Raw genomic sequence first — 15,351 nt, 5'->3', positions numbered from 1 at the left:
GTCGATACGGAAACCGATCCACCCCAAGGGTGTCCGAAAACCTCTCAGTGCACCCAGATTCCTGAGCCACAACAAGGATTCCCGAGTTTGCGCGGTCGGGTACTGTCGATGCCCCTGGGTGATATTTTGCTCCGAACGGCTGAGTGTCGCCAAGGTATCTGTCACCCTGGTGGAGCATCCTGTACCGGGAAGCGACCTGGGTCGGGACCGGGCGCAGGGGAGGAAACACTGTGCAGTACCTGCGGGAAGACGAATATCTCACGCGTCAGCAGCGAGCGCTGGCGGAAATGGTGCGCCGGGGACTGCGGAAGCGCAGTTTTCAGCTGGCGGAACATCTGGCGGCGGAGGGCGGGGTGCATCGGTCGGACGTTCTGGCCGTCACGATGCTTTTCCTTGCCTGCCAGGCGGTTCTGCGGGGCGATGCCGAAGCCGTGCAACGATTTTCGAGCGCGTTTCGCAGTTGTGAGCGAAGCAGCGTGGATCTTGCCCGGCAGCTCATGCGATTGGAAGCGGGCCGGGAACAGGGCTGGCTGCCGCGGGTGCATTACGACGAGCTTTTTTCCTACGCTTGGCGAGAAAACCGGCCCGATATTCTGGTCAAAGCCTCGATGATTCAGCCGAGGGATGTTCCGGCGGCCGGATGGTGGGCCGACATGGAGCGGAATCTCAGCCTGTTATCGGTGTGAACCACCGGTTCACGGCCAGTCGATCCGGGCGAACAGGGCGCGCAATTTCGCGCCGCGGGTCGTGTTCGTGGCACTGATCCACGCGATCCGGCCCAGCAGGTGCGCACGGAAATCCGGGTGCCCGGCGCGGTTCTGCGACGCCGGGCCGGTGCGGGCGCAGTTGTGCAGGACCGCCCGCAGCTCGTCGTACTCGGACCGGGCGACGGCTGGCGCGGCGTTCACCACCAAGCCCGCGACGCGTTGCTGCCGGTAAGCAGGTTTCACTGACGTCTTGTCGTCGCGCAGGCGGAAGCCCTCGTCGGTCACGATGCGCCGGACGCCCGGCAGCAGGCGGTGCAGCGGCAGGGTCGCGCCGCCGGAGAAGGCGAGATCGTCGGCGTAGCGGGTGTAGTTCGCGCCCAGTACGGCGGCGAGGCCGGAGAGCCTTCGGTCCAGATGATGGGTGACCGCGTTCGCCACCGACGGCGACGACGGCGCGCCTTGCGGAAGGTGTGTGCCGGCGAGGTGGCTCAGCATGGACGATCGCGCGGGTGCGGCGCGCAGGACGTCGACCGGGGTTCGAGTGGTGAGGATTCCGGCGACGGCGGCCGCGACCGCGCCCGGGTAACCGGCCAGGTCGAGCAGCGACCGTACGCGGGACGCGGAGACCGTCGGGAAGAAACCGGCCAGATCCAGTCGCACCACCAGGTCTTGTCCGGCGTGCGGGCGGGCGCAGGTGTGGATCGAGCGGCCGCGGCGGAAACCGTGCGCGGCCTCGTGCACCGGCAGTGCGTCGAGCACGTGCCCGTGTACCCGGCGCTGGACTTCGGCCAGCCGGGGTTTCGGCCGTTCGATCAGCCGCGCGCCGCCGGTGGACGTGGGGATCCAGCGGTAGCTGTAATGCCGCAGCACCGCCCGGGAGCGCCGGTGCCAGCCGCGTTCGTCGGCGAACCAGGCCAGTTCGCCGGGCGTGAGGTCGAGTGCGGCGGCGCATTCGTCGAACGTCGTCCACCGCGCGACCGGCCAGCGCCACACCGGCATCGGTTCGAGCAGCGACGCGGAGGCGACTCGTTCTCCGTTCATCCGCGCTGTCTTGCACGCGGAGCGTGCCGCCGCTGCGCGGGGCGCTGAGGGTACGTGTCGTGCTGCTCCCCGGGGTTGCCCCGGAGTGGGTGGTCCTCCACCGGCTCACCTCCGCGTCGCTGAACCCCACCCTAACCAAGATCACCGACAAAACCGGCGCCCGAGAGAAAGCTTTCGTGACCGAGGCCACCCTCGACCTCATCGTTGCCTATCAAAACTTTTGCACTATGCAAGTTTTTCGGATGCGGTGGCCGAGCTTGAGCGGTTGACTCGTGTGCTCGTGGCTGTGGCCTGGGACAGCGCGCGCCCCGCGCGGCGTGGACGAGTGTTGCCGCACGGTGGTGACGATCGAGGTGACTGCTGCCGGACGCGAGGTCGTTGCGGGTGTCGTGGAGCGACGACACCGCGCGCTGTCAGAACTGCTGGCGGAAGTGCCAACCGCGCCGGAGACCTTTTCGCACGAGGAGCATTGCCGAGAACGGTCCGGTCACTCAACACTTGAGCTGTTGCTTGTCCACTTTGCCCACCGGAGTCAGCGGCAATGCTTCACGAAACTCCACAGTGGACGGTACAAAGTGCTCGCCGCCGAGTTCTTCCCGGACCTGGGCGCGCAGTTCGTCCGCCGTCGTCTCGTCGGCGACAACCACTGCGTGCAAGAGAATTCCGTCCGGCCCCGGCGCGGGGACTACCGCAGCGGCTTTTACCTTGGGATGGCTGAGGAGTGCGTGCTCCACTGTGGTCGATGAGACCTTCGTGCCGTGCTCGCCGGTGACGATGACGTCGTCGATCCGGTCCTCCAGGTAGAGGTAGCCGTCCTCGTCGAAGCGGCCGAGGTCGCCGGTGTGCAGCCAGCCGTCGCCGATCGGCGGTTGCCCGTGGTAGCCGTCCATCATGGACAACCCGCGCACGAGCACTTCGCCGTCCTCGATCCGGGCTTCCATGCCGGGCACGATGCGGCCGACGGAGCCGAGAAGTTCCGGTCGGGCAAGGACTTCGTCGGCGGAGATGCTGGCGATCATCGGCGCTTCGGTGAGTCCGTAGCCCTGTCCGACGACCGGACCGAACACCTTGAGCGCCTCGGCCAGCCGGCGGGGCGGAAGCGGTGCGGCACCGAGGGAAAGCTGCTGCACGCTGGACAAGTCCGTAGTGGACAGTTTTGGATGATCTAGAACCGCGGCGAGTCGAGGTGGGGTAAGGGAAAGCGTAGTGATGCGGTGGCGTTCCACGTCGGCGAGAAGTGTTTCGGCGTTGAACTCTCGGCGCAGTACCACAGTGTTGCCGCAGCAGAGCGCGCCCAGGACGGCAGCGTTGCCGGTCATGTGTGTGAGCGGTGCGGTGACGAGAGCGGTTTTGGTCCCGTCCGGTTGGAAGATATGGGCCACGCCGTCGTAAATACCGCTATGCCGGATCAGTTTCGGGGTCCCGGTGGTGCCGCCGCTCGGGAAAATCGCCGTGGCGCGGTCCGGCAGCGTGTCCGGAGTGGACGGACGTTCGGCGGCGAGCGTGTCGAGGTCGGCGTCAGTGAGCAGCGTCGCACCGGTGGACGCCAGCGTCGCCGCCCGCGCCGGACGGCTCGCGGACGCGGCGATCAGCACGACTTCCAGTCCTCGCAGCTGCGCGGCAAGCTGGGTGAGCACCACTTCCGGCCGGTTGGCGGCGTCGATCGCCACCATGCCGCGCACCTCGGCGAGTCCACCGTACAGCCGGGACAGCAACTCTGATGCAGCCCGGTACGTCATGGTGGCGTCGTCGTGGCGGAACAGCACGGTGTCGCCGCCGTCGCGGAGTGCGGATAGGACGCGGGACAGGAAAAAGCTCACGCGGCACACCGTAGTCGCGTGTTGGCCGAGAACGGCGATCGCGGCTAGGTTCGCTGTCATGACCGCTCCGCCCGCGATCGACGCGGCATCGAGAAGCTGGCGCCGTGCCTTCGCCGACCTGCAAGCCGGGCTGCGCGCCCGCGAACTGTGGGCGTTGCTCGCGTGGCAGGACATCAAGCAGCGCTACCGTCGTTCGTCGCTGGGGCCGTTGTGGATCACCGTCGGGATGGCGGTCACCGCGCTCGCGCTCGGCGTCGTGAACTCCGCGCTGTTCGGCTCTTCCATCTCGACCTTGCTGCCGAGCATCACCACCGGGCTCATCCTGTGGAACTTCATGAACGGCTGCATCGTTGAGGGTTCGGAAACGTTCATCGCGAACGAAGGGATGATCAAACAGCTGCCGGCACCGGTCTCGGTGTATGCGCTGCGCACGGTGTGGCGGCAGGCGTTATACCTGGTGCACAACCTTGTCGTGTACGTGATCGTGCTGGCGATCTTCTTCGGCAAGCTCTCGCAGCCGTACCGCTTGGTGGACAAAGCTGGCGCTTTGCTGCACCCCGGGCTCGGCTGGGGAATGCTGCTCGCCGTGCCCGCCCTGCTGCTGGTCCTGCTGAACGGCGCGTGGGTGGTGCTGCTGTTCGGCGTGGTGTCCACGCGGTTCCGTGACATCCCGCCGGTGATCCAGAGCTTCATCACGATGCTCTTCTACGCGACGCCGATCATGTGGTCGATGGACCAGGTGCGGGTGATGAATCAGGGCTCACACGAAGGATTCGGCTCCCTCGCGGTGAATTTGCTGCAGCTCAACCCGGTGTACCACTTCGTCGAGATTGTGCGCGCGCCGCTTGTCGGGCAGCAACAGAGCTGGACGCATTGGCTCGTCGCGGGCGTGGTGACCGTGGTCGGCTGGTCGCTGGCGTTGCTGGTGCTGCGCAATTACCGCGCCCGGGTCGCTTACTGGGTTTAATGTCTACTTAGGACTTCGTGACTTCTCTTCGCCGCTGCTTCGCGGACGTCAGTCGAGCACGCACGCCCACCGGGGGCTAGCGTTGTCTCACAGCTCGCGAACGGAGGTCGCATGAAGCGTCGGAAGGCATTGCTGGCTCTCGCCGTGACGGTGCTCGCGATGAGCACGGTCGCCGCCACCCCGGCCGGGCTCACGCCGCGGCAACTGGCCGGACAGCGGGTGATCTACTCCTATCCCGGTTTGACGCCGCCCGCCACGTTGCTGCAACGAATCCGCGCCGGAGAAGCGGCAGGCGTGATTTTCTTCGGCGAGAATATCTCAAGCTCACAACAGATCGCCGACGTCGTACGGCAATTGCGCGAGGCGAACGAGCAAAGCCCGGTGCGTCGACCGTTGCTGCTGATGACCGACCAGGAAGGCGGGAAGGTCCGCCGTTTGCCCGGTGAGCCCGTTTTGTCGGCGAAGCAGGTCGCCCAGTCCGCGGACCCCTCCGCCGCGGCCAAAGCGGCCGGCACCGGTGCTGGGCAGAATCTTGCCGGGGTGGGCATGAACGTCAACCTCGCGCCGGTTCTGGATGTCTACCGCCAGCCGGGCAACTTCATTGATAAATACGGGCGTTCTTACAGCCAGGACCCCCAGGTGGCCGGTGCGCTGGGCCGGGATTTCGTCACCGCTCAGCAGTCGACCGGCGTCGCCGCGACGGCCAAGCACTTCCCCGGCCTGGGTGCTGTTCCGGACGGAAGCAACACGGACGTCGGCCCGGTGACGTTGGACGTGCCGTTGCCCGAACTGCGCGCCAAGGACGAGTCTCCCTATCACCCGGTGGTCGACGCCGGCGTGAAGCTGGTGATGCTCTCGTGGGCTGTGTACCCAGCCCTGGATCCCGCCCGTCCTGCCGGACTTTCGTCAACGGCGGTGCAGGAACTCCGCAACGAGACGAACTTCGCCGGGGTGACCGTGACGGACGCTTTGGAGGCCGGCGCGCTGAAGTCTTATGGCGGGCCGGGAAACCGTGCGGTGCTGGCGGCGGAGGCGGGGATGGATCTGATCCTGGCCTCTGCCCGAGACGTGAGCCAGGGCGACGACGCGGCTTCCGCGCTGGCAACGGGGTTGTCGAACGGCTCCCTGCCGAGCGGGGAGTTCACCGCGGCGGTGGATCGGGTGTCGGCGTTGCGGGATGGGGTGAAGTGAAGCATTCGGCGGCGGGTTGCCTTGCCGGGTGATCCTTCGTGGTCGTAAGCCTCTGTTCGTCTCGCGGTGGGCTTCGCTGTCCTGCCTTGGTATGCCTCTCCGGAGCGTGGCATCCAGCCGTTGTCGGGCAGTGAATCCTGCTAGCGTCATTGCTGTTGACCTGCGCGGCACCCCGCCTTCGCGAACAACCGCCCGTTCCGGTGACACCCGGCGGTGTGGACAACGCGCTGTCGGCGGGCTGAACGGGCACCCTTGCGTGCGACCCACCCACGACGGGAGGACGAATGCAAGCTTGGTGGCTCCTGGTGGCCGTCGCCGCGGTGTTCGTGGTGCTGGCCGTGGTGTTCCTGCGCCGCGCCGCCCGGCGTCGCTCTGCTGTTTCTCCGCCTTCTCCAGCCGCTCCTCCGGACGACTCGATGCGCCGCTGGGTCTCCCCATCGGACGACGTACCCCGCCGCGCCCGCCACCGGCTCGACGAGGCGCATCCTCTGGCGCGTTACCCGGTGGCCCGGCAACGGCCGGTGCGCCACCCGCGGCCGTCGTCTCCGGAGGATTCGGGGCGGGATTCGTAGCGCTAGCGGGTTCGGGGCAGGTGCGCCGAGCTGCTGCTCGCGACCGGAAGCGGTGACTGCCGAGTGCCGCTCCTGGACACATGCCAGATTCCTGCCCATCGGGGTGCGCTGTTCGAGACTCGCCCAGCGTTCATCCCTGTGGGCGAACGCCGAGCCCCGTTTTTTGTCGGTGCCCGCTGAGATGCTTCTGCCATGGTTCCCGTGCTGCTTCTCGTCGATGTTCAGAACAACATCCTTCTCCCGCCCACCCCAGTGCCCGATGCCGACCGAGTCGCCGCCGCGATCTCGCGGGTCCTGGAGCGGGCGCGGGCCGCGGGTGCCCGGGTAGTGCACATCCGGAACAACGGCACCGGCGAGGACCCCGACGTGCCCGGGGCCTCCGGCTGGGAACTAGTGCACGAGGTCCGTCCGGGCGAGCACGTAGTCGACAAACAGACACCGGACTCTTTTGCCGATACGCAGCTGGGTTCCTTGCTGCCGGAATCAGCACCGCTGGTCGTGGCCGGAATGCAGAGCGATTTCTGTGTCCGGGCAACCGCCTTGGCCGCTCTCGACCGTGGTCACGAGGTCACGCTGGTCCAAGACGCTCACGCCACTTACGACGGCGAACTCTCCGCCGCGGAGGAGAGCGCCCGGGTCGACGAGGAGCTGTCCGCGGCAGGCGTGAAGCTGGTCGGAAGCGGGGAGGTGGTCTTTGCCTGATCGAGGTGCCGTCGAGTCGGCGGCCACTGTCGCGTCGATGCGCCTTCGCGAGGGCGATCGATTTCATCGCTGAATCGCAGCGAAAACAGGTGTTGGACTGGGTGGTCGTGGCGAACCAATACTCAGCCCATGACGTCTTCGCCTGGTGGCTTCGCCGAGGGTTCCGGCCGAAGCGACGACCGACGCCTTGCCGGTGGGGTGTCGGCGGATCGCTCCGCTGACATCGAGGCTGGCGGTGGTGCTGAGGGAGGCGCGGGCGGGCGTGGGGTCGCGCCGGATGGCGTTGTCGTCGGTGCGGTGGGCGATCACACGGTGGCCGACGGCGAGTCGGTGGCTGACGTCGCGTCGGCCGATGTCGGGTCGGCGGCGAGTGTTGAGTCGATGGCCGACATCGGGTCGGTGGCTGGCGTCGAGTCGGTGACCGATGTCGGGTCTGTGGCGCGCGTCGAGCTGGCGGTCAGTGGCGACTCGGCGGTGGCCAGCGTTGAGCCGGTGGCGAGTGCCGCTCGGGCGGTCAGCGGCGACTTGGCGGCCAGCGACGAGTCTGTGGCGAGCGTCGATTCGGCGGCCAACATCGCGTCGGTGGTGCGCGTCGGGTTGGTGGCACGCGTTGAGCCGGTGGTCAGTGGCGACTCGGTGGTTAGGGACGAGCCAATCGCCACGGCCGAGTCAGCGGCCGACGCCGCGTCGGTGGCTAGCGTTCGCCCGGCGGTTGGCGTCGACCGGACGGTTGGCATCGAGTCGGAGGTTGGCGTCGATGCGGTGGCCAGCGGTAAGGCGGTGTCCAACGCCGGTCTGGGAGCCAGCGTGGAGCCGGTGGCGAGCGCCAATCGGCCGACCGGCAGCAGGTCGGTGGCCAGCAGCAGCTCGGCAGCCAAGGCCGACTCGGTCGCGAGTGCCGATCCGGCCGCCAAGGCCGACTCGGTCGCCAGCGCCGACCAAACAGCCGACGCCGCATCGGTGGCTGGAGCCGACCCGGCGAGCCTTGCCGAGCTGGCGGTCAGCCTCGACCTGGCAGCCGACACCGACTCGGTCGACGGGGCGACTCGGGATGTCGTCCGGTTGCTGCGGCGGTTGGGCGGAAGGGCGTTCGCGTTGGCGTTTGTCGCTGGGATCACCGGGCTGACGACCGTCGCGTTGGTGTTGGGGCTGGTGGGGTTCGCGCTGGTGCTCGCGCCGGTGCGCGGGGTCAGGCGAGGAGGTGGGCCAGCAGCGCGCGTGCCGCCGGGTTGGTGAGGTTTGCCGAGCGGCCGGTCAGGTAGATGGTGCGGGACAGCGTCGGCTGGGTGAGGTGGGCGAACGGGAGTCCGGATCGTGCGGCGACTTGTTCAGGCACGACGGTGACGCCTAGGCCCGCCGCGACCAGGTCGACCAGCAGTGGGACGTTCGTTGCCTCGCACACCTGGTCGCGGCGGACTCCGGCTTCGGTGAAGGAGCGGTCGACCAGAGCCTGCAGGCCGCTGCCGGTGAAATCTACGAAAGGTTCGCCGTCCAGTTCCGCTAGCCGGACTCGGCGGCGGGTCGACAGGCGGTGTCCGGGGTGGGTGAGCAGGACCAGGTTTTGCTGCCAGCTGGCGAATTCGGCCAGGTCTTCCGGCAGCTGACCGCCCACATAGGACAGATCCAGTTCGCCGTCGGAGACCGCGGCGGTCAGTCCGGGGATGGTGCCTTCTCGGACGCGCAGCCGGATTCCCGGGTAGCGGGTGCGGAATTCGCCCAGTTTCGCGGGCAGGTCGATGACGGTCAGGGTCTGGATGGTTCCGATCGACACTCGGCCGCGGGCGAGACCAGTCACCGCGGCTACCTCGCCGCGGGCGGAGTCGACGTTCGCGGCGATTTGGCGGGCCAGGGGGAGCAGGGCCTCGCCTGCGGGGGTGAGGGTCACCCGGCGGGTGGTGCGGTCGAACAGTTCCGCACCTAGGTCGGCTTCCAGCTTGCGGACGGACGCGCTGAGCGCGGACTGCACGACGTGCACGTCTTGGGCGGCGCGGGTGAAGTTGCGGTGCCGGACTACGGCGAGGAAGTGTTCGACCTGCCTCAGTTCCATCGGCTTCGTCTCCGTCTCGCCAACCAGGGAGTGGTTCGGGTGAACGTACCGCGTGGGCTGGAGGACGACGGGCGGCAGCAACGGGGCCGAGGGCGGCTCGGTGTGGCAGGCAGAGAGCTGAAGCGTGGAGGATTCGGGCACCGGGGTTGGACGCTGGGGATTCGGCGGCGCGGGCTGCGGCGATCGTCGCGGCGTTGATCTCGGCCTGGCTGAGGGACTGCGACCGTGGGGCTCCCGCCGAGCGGCGGGAGCCCCACGGGAGAGCCTTATTTGGCCGTGAAACCGCCGTCGACCAGGATTTCCACTCCGGTTACGTACGAGGATTCCGCGGAAGCCAGGAACAGGATCACGTCGGCGACCTCCTGGACCTCGCCGGTCCGGCCCATCGGGACGCCTTCGACCTGCTTCGCCCGCCACACCGGATCAGTCGAGCCGCGGGAGGTGCGCATCGGCGGCAGCAAGCCGGGGGCGACCGCGTTGACGCGGATGCCTTCGGCTGCGTAGTGGACGGACGCGGTGGTGGTCATGGCTTTGATCGCGCCTTTGGAGGCGGCGTAGCCCAGGTGCACGCCAGGCTGGCCGATCGACGCCGAGATCGACGTCAGGTTCACGATCGAACCGCCACCGCGGCCGGACATCGCCGCTGCGCCGTGTTTGATGCCCAGGAACACTCCGCGGGCGTTGACCTGCAGCAGGCGGTCGTAAAACGCCGTACTGGTGAGGTCCGGGTCGAAGGTGCCGCTGATGCCGGCGTTGTTGACCAGGACGTCGAGCTTTCCGTGCTGGTCCAGGACGTCGGCGATCGCGGACGTCCACGAGGCCTCGTCGGTGACGTCCAGGCGGCGGTATTCGGCCTGGCCGCCGACGGAGCGGATCTCCTCGGCCACCGCGGCGCCGTCAGCGTCTTCGACGTCGGTGACGACGACCGTCGCGCCTTCGCGGGCGAAGGTGAGGGCGGCCGCCCGGCCCATTCCGCTCGAAGCGCCGGTGATCAGGGTGATCTTGTCGGCCAATCGCATGTGGGGTGCCCTTTCGCTGGTGGGGACCCCAGTCTGCGCGACGTCGGCGGCAGCCTCGCCGGGCCACCCGGGCGGGTGACCGCGCCGAGGTCAGGCCAGCTCTGCGGAGACGACGGACGGCAGGTCGCGCAGTGCGTCCAACAGGGCGTCGAGCGCATCGGGGCTGACCAGGACCGTGCTGACCATGCTGCTCTCCCGGACGCCCTCGCGGACGTCGACCGACAGCTCGTGGATCAGCTTCCCGTGCTGGCCCAGCGTGGCGACCAGGCCGGGGATCTGGTCGATGCCGCCGACGAAATACGTCGCGATCCGGCGGCGGACCAGCATGGCCGGGGCGGAGGTGTACGGGGCGGACGAGAAGGTGCTCAGGGACATGGCGTTTCTCCGGGAACTCGCGAAAGGTCTGGCGGGAAAAGGGCCAGGTCCCGAAGAAAAAACCGTACGCCGGCATCGCGCGCCGGCAGCCTGGTTCAGCCGGCGCGCCGGGTTACGAGTCGCTCGGACGTCATGAGGCGCAGCACGGCGACAGGCTAACACGGCGACGCGAGAAGGCAAACCAATCCACAATGGACAGACGGCTCGGCCGGGTTCGTTCCACGGCAGCCTCTGGCGCGGGAAAGTGACCGCACGCAGGGCTACTTCCACTTCCAGTCGGTGTTCGGCGAGCGGCCGCCTGCATGGTTCCTCGGCCTGCGGGCGCGGTAGTGGACGGTGTTCTTGTGCAGCCGGGCGGCGGTGCCTAAATTTCGTCGGCGGGAACATCCTCGCCGGAGCGAAAGAAGTGCGACGTCTGGTGTTCGGTCTGCGGACGACCTCGCCGCCATACGACGCGGCCACGCCGCCGGGGTCGGGCGCGCACGGGATGTGCAGCAGTCACGCGGCGTTGCGGTATTTGCGGCGGTGCCGGGTCAGCGAAGCAGGACGCCCGGGTTCAGCACGCCAGCTGGGTCGAGGGCGTCCTTCGCCGCGGAGAGGGCGGCGGCGAACGGGTCCGGGCGCTGCCGGTCGTACCACGGGCGGTGGTCGCGGCCGACCGCGTGATGGTGGGTGATCGTGCCGCCGCTGGCCAGGATCGCTTCGGACACCGCGGTTTTCAGCTCGTCCCACTGAGCGACGGTGCTGCCCCAGCGCCCGGTCGCGTAGATGCCGTAGTACGGGGCGGGGCCGTCCGGGTAGACGTGGGTGAACCGGCAGGTCACCACGCCCGCGCCGCAGATCTCGGAGATCGCCGCGTTCGCCGCCGTCGTGACTGCCTTGTGCAGGGATTCGAACGCGTCCCAGGTGCAGGCGGTCTCGAAGGTCTCCACCACCATCGACCGCCGGGCGAGTGCGTCGCGCTGGTACGGCATCCGCAGGAAAGCCGACCGCCACGTCGAACCGGACTCGCCGCGGCGGGAGGTGACGGTGCCGCCGTGGTCCGCGGTCAGTTCGAGTGCGCGGTCCAGCCAAGCGTCCACTGGGTGGTCGGCGGACTCGAACGCGAGCAGCAGCAGGCCGTCCGTCTGGACACCAGTGTTGAGGAACGTTTCCGCGGCGTCGAGGAGGCGGCAGTTCGCCGGGTGCAGGCCGGACTGGGCGATCGCCCGGGTCGCGCGCACGGCGTCGGCGTACCGGGCGAAGCTCACTGACGCCTTCGCCTGCCAGCGTGGCCGTTCCTGCAGCCGCATCCAGGCTTCGGTGATCACGCCGAGGGTGCCTTCCGAGCCGAGGAACAGCCGGTCCGGCGACGGTCCGGCTCCTGAGCCGGGCAACCGTCGCGACTCGCTGACGCCGGCCGGAGTCACGACGCGCAGGGACTCGGTGAGGTCGTCGATGTGCGTGGCGAGCGTGGCGAAGTGGCCGCCGGCGCGGGTCGCCAGCCAGCCGCCGAGGGTGGAATGCGTGAACGACTGGGGGTAGTGCCGCAGAGTCAGTCCGTGCGGGCGGAGTTGGTCTTCGAGGGCGGGTCCGTAGACCCCCGCTTGGATCCGCGCGGCGCGGCTCGTCTGGTCGATCTCCACGACCTGGCCGAGGCGGCTGAGATCCAGCGACACCGCGGGAGCGGGGAACCGCGGTTCGATGCCGCCGACGACGGAACTGCCGCCGCCGTAAGGGATTACCGGCGTGTCTTCGGCGGAACACCAGTCCAGGACGTCGAGCACGTCCTGCTCGGACTCCGGCCGCGCGACGACGTCCGGCATCGTTTCGATCCGTCCTTCCAGGTTGCGCACGACGTCGCGGAACGCCTTGCCGCGTGCGTGCGACAGCCGGTCGAGGGGGTCGGTCGAGCACAGCCGCGCCAGCGCGGCGGGCGGGCGGAGCCGGGACGGCGGGACCGGCAGGTCGCCTGGCGCGGGCGGGGCGTGGTCGGTGAAGTCGTGTGCGGGGAGGAGGGCGGCGGTGCGCGCGACCAGCGCCTTCGACTCTTCGGAGGTCAGCGCTTCCTCGGTGTCACCCCAGCCCCACCAGGACCGTGTCATCCGACTGCTCCCTTCCGAATTGACCCTTGAGTAACTTACTCTAGGGTAATAGGCACCGAGGAGGAAAGATGAGCGTGCTGACCGCTGCCGCGCCGTTTGTGGTGAACCGAGTGCTGCCCCGCTTCGACCAGCGGATCGAGGAGTCCGCGAAGCCGTTCGACCGGCCTGGCCTGCTGCGGCCGCATCCGGATTCGCGGACCTGGGCGTGGACGCATTACGGCATCTTCGTGCCGGAACTGCCGCGGCCGCACCGCTACCTCAACACCATGACCCTGATCGGCAGCACCGGCGCGGTCTGTTTCGACAACGACTACCTCGCGACCTCCGACGCCCGCCGCACCACGACCGTGCTGTCGTCCACCGCCGCGCCCGGGCATCATCACTATCAAGCCTACGATTCCCGCACCGAATGCCGCTTCGCCGAGGACGGTTCGCGGCTGGAATGGGATTCGGATCTGGCTATCGAAGCGGCGCATCCGTCGTATCAGGTGCATGCGCGTTACGAAGGCTTCTCGGCGAACTTGGCGATCACTGCGACGTCGCAGGTCTCGTGGTTTGTGCGCAATCCTGCCTATGATCACTTGAGCCTGCTTGCCACGTTCACCGGGATGATCACCGACGAAACCGGTGAGACTGAGATCGGCGGCCTCTGCACTGTCGAATACGCGCGATCGCTTTCGCCGCAAGCACTTCGGCGTACGCCGTTGCCGCCTCGGTTCAAGATGCCGATCGATTTCTTCACCTATCAGATCATCAACTTGGACGACCGGACGCAACTGTTGCTTACCGATGTCCGTGCGGCCGGGGCGACGGCTTGTCGGCTCGCGCACTTGCGCACGCTGGACGGTGACGCGGCGGTGTTTCGTGACGTGCAGGTCGAAGTGGAGCATCGGGCCGAGCCGGAGGTTGATCCGCGGGGGCGGGAAATGCGCGTGCCGGAACGGTTTCGGTGGACGGTGCGGGACGGCGCGGAGGAGGTCGTGGCGGTGGAGGCGGTGGTGGACAGTCCATTGCGGTACGGCCACGGGCGCGGTTACGTCGGCGCCTACACGTATTCCGGGGCGTTCCGGGGGCGGGCGGTGTCGGGGAGCGGGTATTTCGAGTGGGTGGACTGCGAAATCAGCCGCGCAGGGAGGTGAGGATGCGGGCGCAGCGCTGGATGGTGGTTTCGGCGGATTCCTCCGGGTGCTCCAGCCACCAGGTGACGGTGGCGGCGACCGCGCCGTACCAGATGCGGGCGAACAGCGAGGCGTCGCCGGGGTCGGCGAAACCGGCTGAGGCCAAGGCATCCTGCGTGCCCTCCGCACCGAGCGCGGACAGTTTCCGGCGGTAGGCGCGGGCTGCTTCGTCCACTGCGGAACCTGGCGGCAGGGTGGGATCCCACAGGACGGCCCAGTCGAGGCGGCGGGGTTCCAGGGTGCGGAAGATCGCGTTCAGGGTGCCCAGGGCCCGGGTGAGGCCGGTGCCGGTCTGGGCTTCGGTTACGGCGTCGACCAGCGGGGCCGCGCCTCGGTGCAGGCAGGCGAGGTAGAGGCCGTCTTTGGACTCGAAGTAGCCGTACACCAGCGGTTTGGAAATTTCCGCCCGGCGGGCGATGGCGGCTACTGAGGCGTGGGCGTAGCCCTGGGCGCCGAACTCCTGGACGGCGGCGTCGAGGATCAGCCGCTCCCGCTCGGGGCGCGGCATTCCTTTGCTGCCTGCTGGATTCGCCACCGCTTCAGCATAGCTGATCCGGTTCTTGGGTTGCTTTGGTCCACTGTGGACTCTTTGCGGAGTGCCCGGCTTGTGCGGATGGGTAGGCTGGCTGTTCAGGTGTCGCGAGGGGAGTTTGTGGTGACTGCTCATCATCTTGCGGTTGACGGGGCGGACCTTGTTTACGACGTGCACAATCAGCCGGTCTCGGACGGGCGGCGGCCGTTGGTGATGATCGGGCAGCCGATGGACGCCAGTGGGTTCGGCACGCTTGTTTCGTTGTTTCCGGAGCGGACTGTGGTTACTTACGATCCGCGGGGGATTGGGCGCAGTACGCGGTCTGACGGGGAGACGGAGAATCGGCCGGAGGTGCAGGCTGGGGATGTGCACGCGGTGATTCAAGCATTGGGGGTGGGGCCGGTTGATTTGTTTGGCAGCAGTGGCGGGGCGGTTACCGCGCTGGCGTTGGTCGCGGGGTATCCGGGGGATGTGGTGACGTTGGTCGCGCATGAGCCGCCGTGTATTTCGGGGTTGCCGGATCGGGAGGCTGCTGGGCGGGCTTGTGATGGGGTGACTGAGCGGTATTTCGAGCGGGGATTTGGGTATGGGATGGCGGAGTTTATCGCTATGAGCAGTTGGGTGGGGGAGTTTACGGAGGAGTTTTTCGCGCGGGCGGTGGTGGAGCCGGGGGCGTTTGGGATGTCCGCGGAGGATGATGGGCGGCGGGATGATCCGTTGTTGTCTGGGCGGTCTCGGGCGGTGATTGATTATGTGCCGGATGTTGGTGGGGTTCGGGATTCGGGTGCTCGGGTGGTGATTGGGGTTGGGGAAGAGACTGGGGATACGTTCACGGCGCGTACTGCTCGGGGGGTGGCTCGGGTGCTGGGGGTGGGGGTGGTGATGTTTCCTAGTCATCATGCGGGGTTTCTTGGCGGGGAGCATGGGTATGCGGGGGAGCCGGAGGCGTTTGCTGTGCGGTTGCGGGAGGTGTTGGGGTGACGGCTCGTCGCCAGGGGGCGACATTGCGTCCGGTGAGTTGGGGGCACCCCGAAGCCGATTGTGATGACGGGAGGAGGGTGCTTGTCAAGGCGGGAAAGATGCCTTGACAAGCACCCTCCTCCCGCATTTTTGGCT

15 protein-coding genes are annotated in these 15,351 nt (G+C 67.9%); 8 read left to right on the top strand and 7 right to left on the bottom strand.

The features are described from left to right. The first annotated feature begins 230 nt into the window (after nt 1-230). Nucleotides 231-686, top strand: coding sequence for a hypothetical protein (locus ACWGIC_RS15675; RefSeq protein WP_452076618.1), 456 nt, complete (start codon nt 231-233; stop codon nt 684-686). Nucleotides 687-695: 9 nt separating this feature from the next. Here ACWGIC_RS15675 and ACWGIC_RS15670 read toward each other — a convergent pair whose 3' ends face one another. Both ACWGIC_RS15670 and ACWGIC_RS15665 read right to left on the bottom strand, forming a co-directional pair. Beyond that, nucleotides 696-1,748, bottom strand: a complete 1,053-nt coding sequence (locus ACWGIC_RS15670; RefSeq protein WP_452076617.1) for a reverse transcriptase family protein — start codon at nt 1,746-1,748, stop codon at nt 696-698. Nucleotides 1,749-2,239: 491 nt separating this feature from the next. Beyond that, nucleotides 2,240-3,568, bottom strand: a complete 1,329-nt coding sequence (locus tag ACWGIC_RS15665) for a class I adenylate-forming enzyme family protein (RefSeq protein ID WP_452076616.1) — start codon at nt 3,566-3,568, stop codon at nt 2,240-2,242. 58 nt (nt 3,569-3,626) lie between these two features. Between ACWGIC_RS15665 and wzm the strand changes: the two genes are divergently transcribed. The 5 genes from wzm (at nt 3,627) to ACWGIC_RS15640 (ending at nt 8,236) form a co-directional block, all read left to right on the top strand. Next, on the top strand, nt 3,627-4,535 hold the full coding sequence (wzm, locus tag ACWGIC_RS15660) for a galactan export ABC transporter permease subunit Wzm/RfbD (RefSeq protein WP_452076615.1): 909 nt from the start codon (nt 3,627-3,629) through the stop codon (nt 4,533-4,535). Nucleotides 4,536-4,646: 111 nt separating this feature from the next. Further along, nucleotides 4,647-5,726 carry a glycoside hydrolase family 3 N-terminal domain-containing protein gene (locus ACWGIC_RS15655; RefSeq protein ID WP_452076614.1) on the top strand — a complete coding sequence of 360 codons (1,080 nt, stop codon included), beginning with the start codon at nt 4,647-4,649 and terminating at the stop codon, nt 5,724-5,726. Between the two features lie 284 nt (nt 5,727-6,010). Beyond that, nucleotides 6,011-6,298: a hypothetical protein gene (locus ACWGIC_RS15650; RefSeq protein WP_452076613.1), complete on the top strand. Its 288-nt coding sequence runs from the start codon at nt 6,011-6,013 to the stop codon at nt 6,296-6,298. 192 nt (nt 6,299-6,490) lie between these two features. Then, nucleotides 6,491-7,000 carry an isochorismatase family protein gene (locus ACWGIC_RS15645; RefSeq protein WP_452076612.1) on the top strand — a complete coding sequence of 170 codons (510 nt, stop codon included), beginning with the start codon at nt 6,491-6,493 and terminating at the stop codon, nt 6,998-7,000. 129 nt (nt 7,001-7,129) lie between these two features. Beyond that, nucleotides 7,130-8,236 (top strand): hypothetical protein, encoded by a 1,107-nt coding sequence (locus ACWGIC_RS15640; RefSeq protein WP_452076611.1) that lies wholly within the window; start codon nt 7,130-7,132, stop codon nt 8,234-8,236. Here the strand turns inward: ACWGIC_RS15640 and ACWGIC_RS15635 are convergent. From ACWGIC_RS15635 to ACWGIC_RS15620, 4 genes are all read right to left on the bottom strand, one after another. Beyond that, complete coding sequence (locus tag ACWGIC_RS15635; RefSeq protein ID WP_452076610.1) at nt 8,190-9,047, bottom strand: LysR family transcriptional regulator; 858 nt, start codon at nt 9,045-9,047, stop codon at nt 8,190-8,192. The genes ACWGIC_RS15640 and ACWGIC_RS15635 overlap by 47 nt on opposite strands. A 266-nt stretch (nt 9,048-9,313) precedes the next feature. Beyond that, nucleotides 9,314-10,066 carry an SDR family NAD(P)-dependent oxidoreductase gene (locus ACWGIC_RS15630; protein WP_452076609.1) on the bottom strand — a complete coding sequence of 251 codons (753 nt, stop codon included), beginning with the start codon at nt 10,064-10,066 and terminating at the stop codon, nt 9,314-9,316. Between the two features lie 90 nt (nt 10,067-10,156). Further along, nucleotides 10,157-10,441, bottom strand: coding sequence for a hypothetical protein (locus ACWGIC_RS15625; protein ID WP_452076608.1), 285 nt, complete (start codon nt 10,439-10,441; stop codon nt 10,157-10,159). A 533-nt stretch (nt 10,442-10,974) separates the two neighbouring features. Continuing rightward, nucleotides 10,975-12,525: an FAD-binding oxidoreductase gene (locus ACWGIC_RS15620; protein ID WP_452076607.1), complete on the bottom strand. Its 1,551-nt coding sequence runs from the start codon at nt 12,523-12,525 to the stop codon at nt 10,975-10,977. A gap of 68 nt (nt 12,526-12,593) precedes the next feature. Between ACWGIC_RS15620 and ACWGIC_RS15615 the strand changes: the two genes are divergently transcribed. Further along, entirely contained in the window at nt 12,594-13,664 is a 1,071-nt protein-coding gene (locus ACWGIC_RS15615; RefSeq protein ID WP_452076606.1) for a DUF6670 family protein, read from the top strand. Here the strand turns inward: ACWGIC_RS15615 and ACWGIC_RS15610 are convergent. Beyond that, entirely contained in the window at nt 13,645-14,238 is a 594-nt protein-coding gene (locus tag ACWGIC_RS15610; RefSeq protein WP_452076605.1) for a TetR/AcrR family transcriptional regulator, read from the bottom strand. The two genes, ACWGIC_RS15615 and ACWGIC_RS15610, sit on opposite strands and share 20 nt — an antisense overlap. Before the next feature lie 117 nt (nt 14,239-14,355). On the opposite strand from ACWGIC_RS15610, the gene ACWGIC_RS15605 reads away from it, so the two are divergent. After that, the gene (locus ACWGIC_RS15605; protein WP_452076604.1) at nt 14,356-15,216 is read left to right on the top strand and encodes an alpha/beta fold hydrolase; all 861 of its coding nucleotides are present in this window, start codon (nt 14,356-14,358) and stop codon (nt 15,214-15,216) included. Nucleotides 15,217-15,351 lie beyond the last annotated feature (135 nt).

It is taken from the genome of Amycolatopsis sp. NPDC054798, from assembly GCF_053611505.1.
The sequence above is the reverse complement of the archived record's forward strand: the minus strand, read 5'-3'. Positions and strand labels throughout refer to the sequence as shown.

What these genes read in the sequence shown, in the direction of transcription:
- ACWGIC_RS15670 (WP_452076617.1), bottom strand. Translation starts at nt 1,748, where the DNA reads ATGAACGGAGAACGAGTCGCCTCCGCGTCGCTGCTCGAACCGATGCCG.
- wzm (WP_452076615.1), top strand. Translation starts at nt 3,627, where the DNA reads ATGACCGCTCCGCCCGCGATCGACGCGGCATCGAGAAGCTGGCGCCGT.
- ACWGIC_RS15655 (WP_452076614.1), top strand. Translation starts at nt 4,647, where the DNA reads ATGAAGCGTCGGAAGGCATTGCTGGCTCTCGCCGTGACGGTGCTCGCG.
- ACWGIC_RS15650 (WP_452076613.1), top strand. Translation starts at nt 6,011, where the DNA reads ATGCAAGCTTGGTGGCTCCTGGTGGCCGTCGCCGCGGTGTTCGTGGTG.
- ACWGIC_RS15645 (WP_452076612.1), top strand. Translation starts at nt 6,491, where the DNA reads ATGGTTCCCGTGCTGCTTCTCGTCGATGTTCAGAACAACATCCTTCTC.
- ACWGIC_RS15640 (WP_452076611.1), top strand. Translation starts at nt 7,130, where the DNA reads ATGACGTCTTCGCCTGGTGGCTTCGCCGAGGGTTCCGGCCGAAGCGAC.
- ACWGIC_RS15635 (WP_452076610.1), bottom strand. Translation starts at nt 9,047, where the DNA reads ATGGAACTGAGGCAGGTCGAACACTTCCTCGCCGTAGTCCGGCACCGC.
- ACWGIC_RS15630 (WP_452076609.1), bottom strand. Translation starts at nt 10,066, where the DNA reads ATGCGATTGGCCGACAAGATCACCCTGATCACCGGCGCTTCGAGCGGA.
- ACWGIC_RS15625 (WP_452076608.1), bottom strand. Translation starts at nt 10,441, where the DNA reads ATGTCCCTGAGCACCTTCTCGTCCGCCCCGTACACCTCCGCCCCGGCC.
- ACWGIC_RS15620 (WP_452076607.1), bottom strand. Translation starts at nt 12,525, where the DNA reads ATGACACGGTCCTGGTGGGGCTGGGGTGACACCGAGGAAGCGCTGACC.
- ACWGIC_RS15615 (WP_452076606.1), top strand. Translation starts at nt 12,594, where the DNA reads ATGAGCGTGCTGACCGCTGCCGCGCCGTTTGTGGTGAACCGAGTGCTG.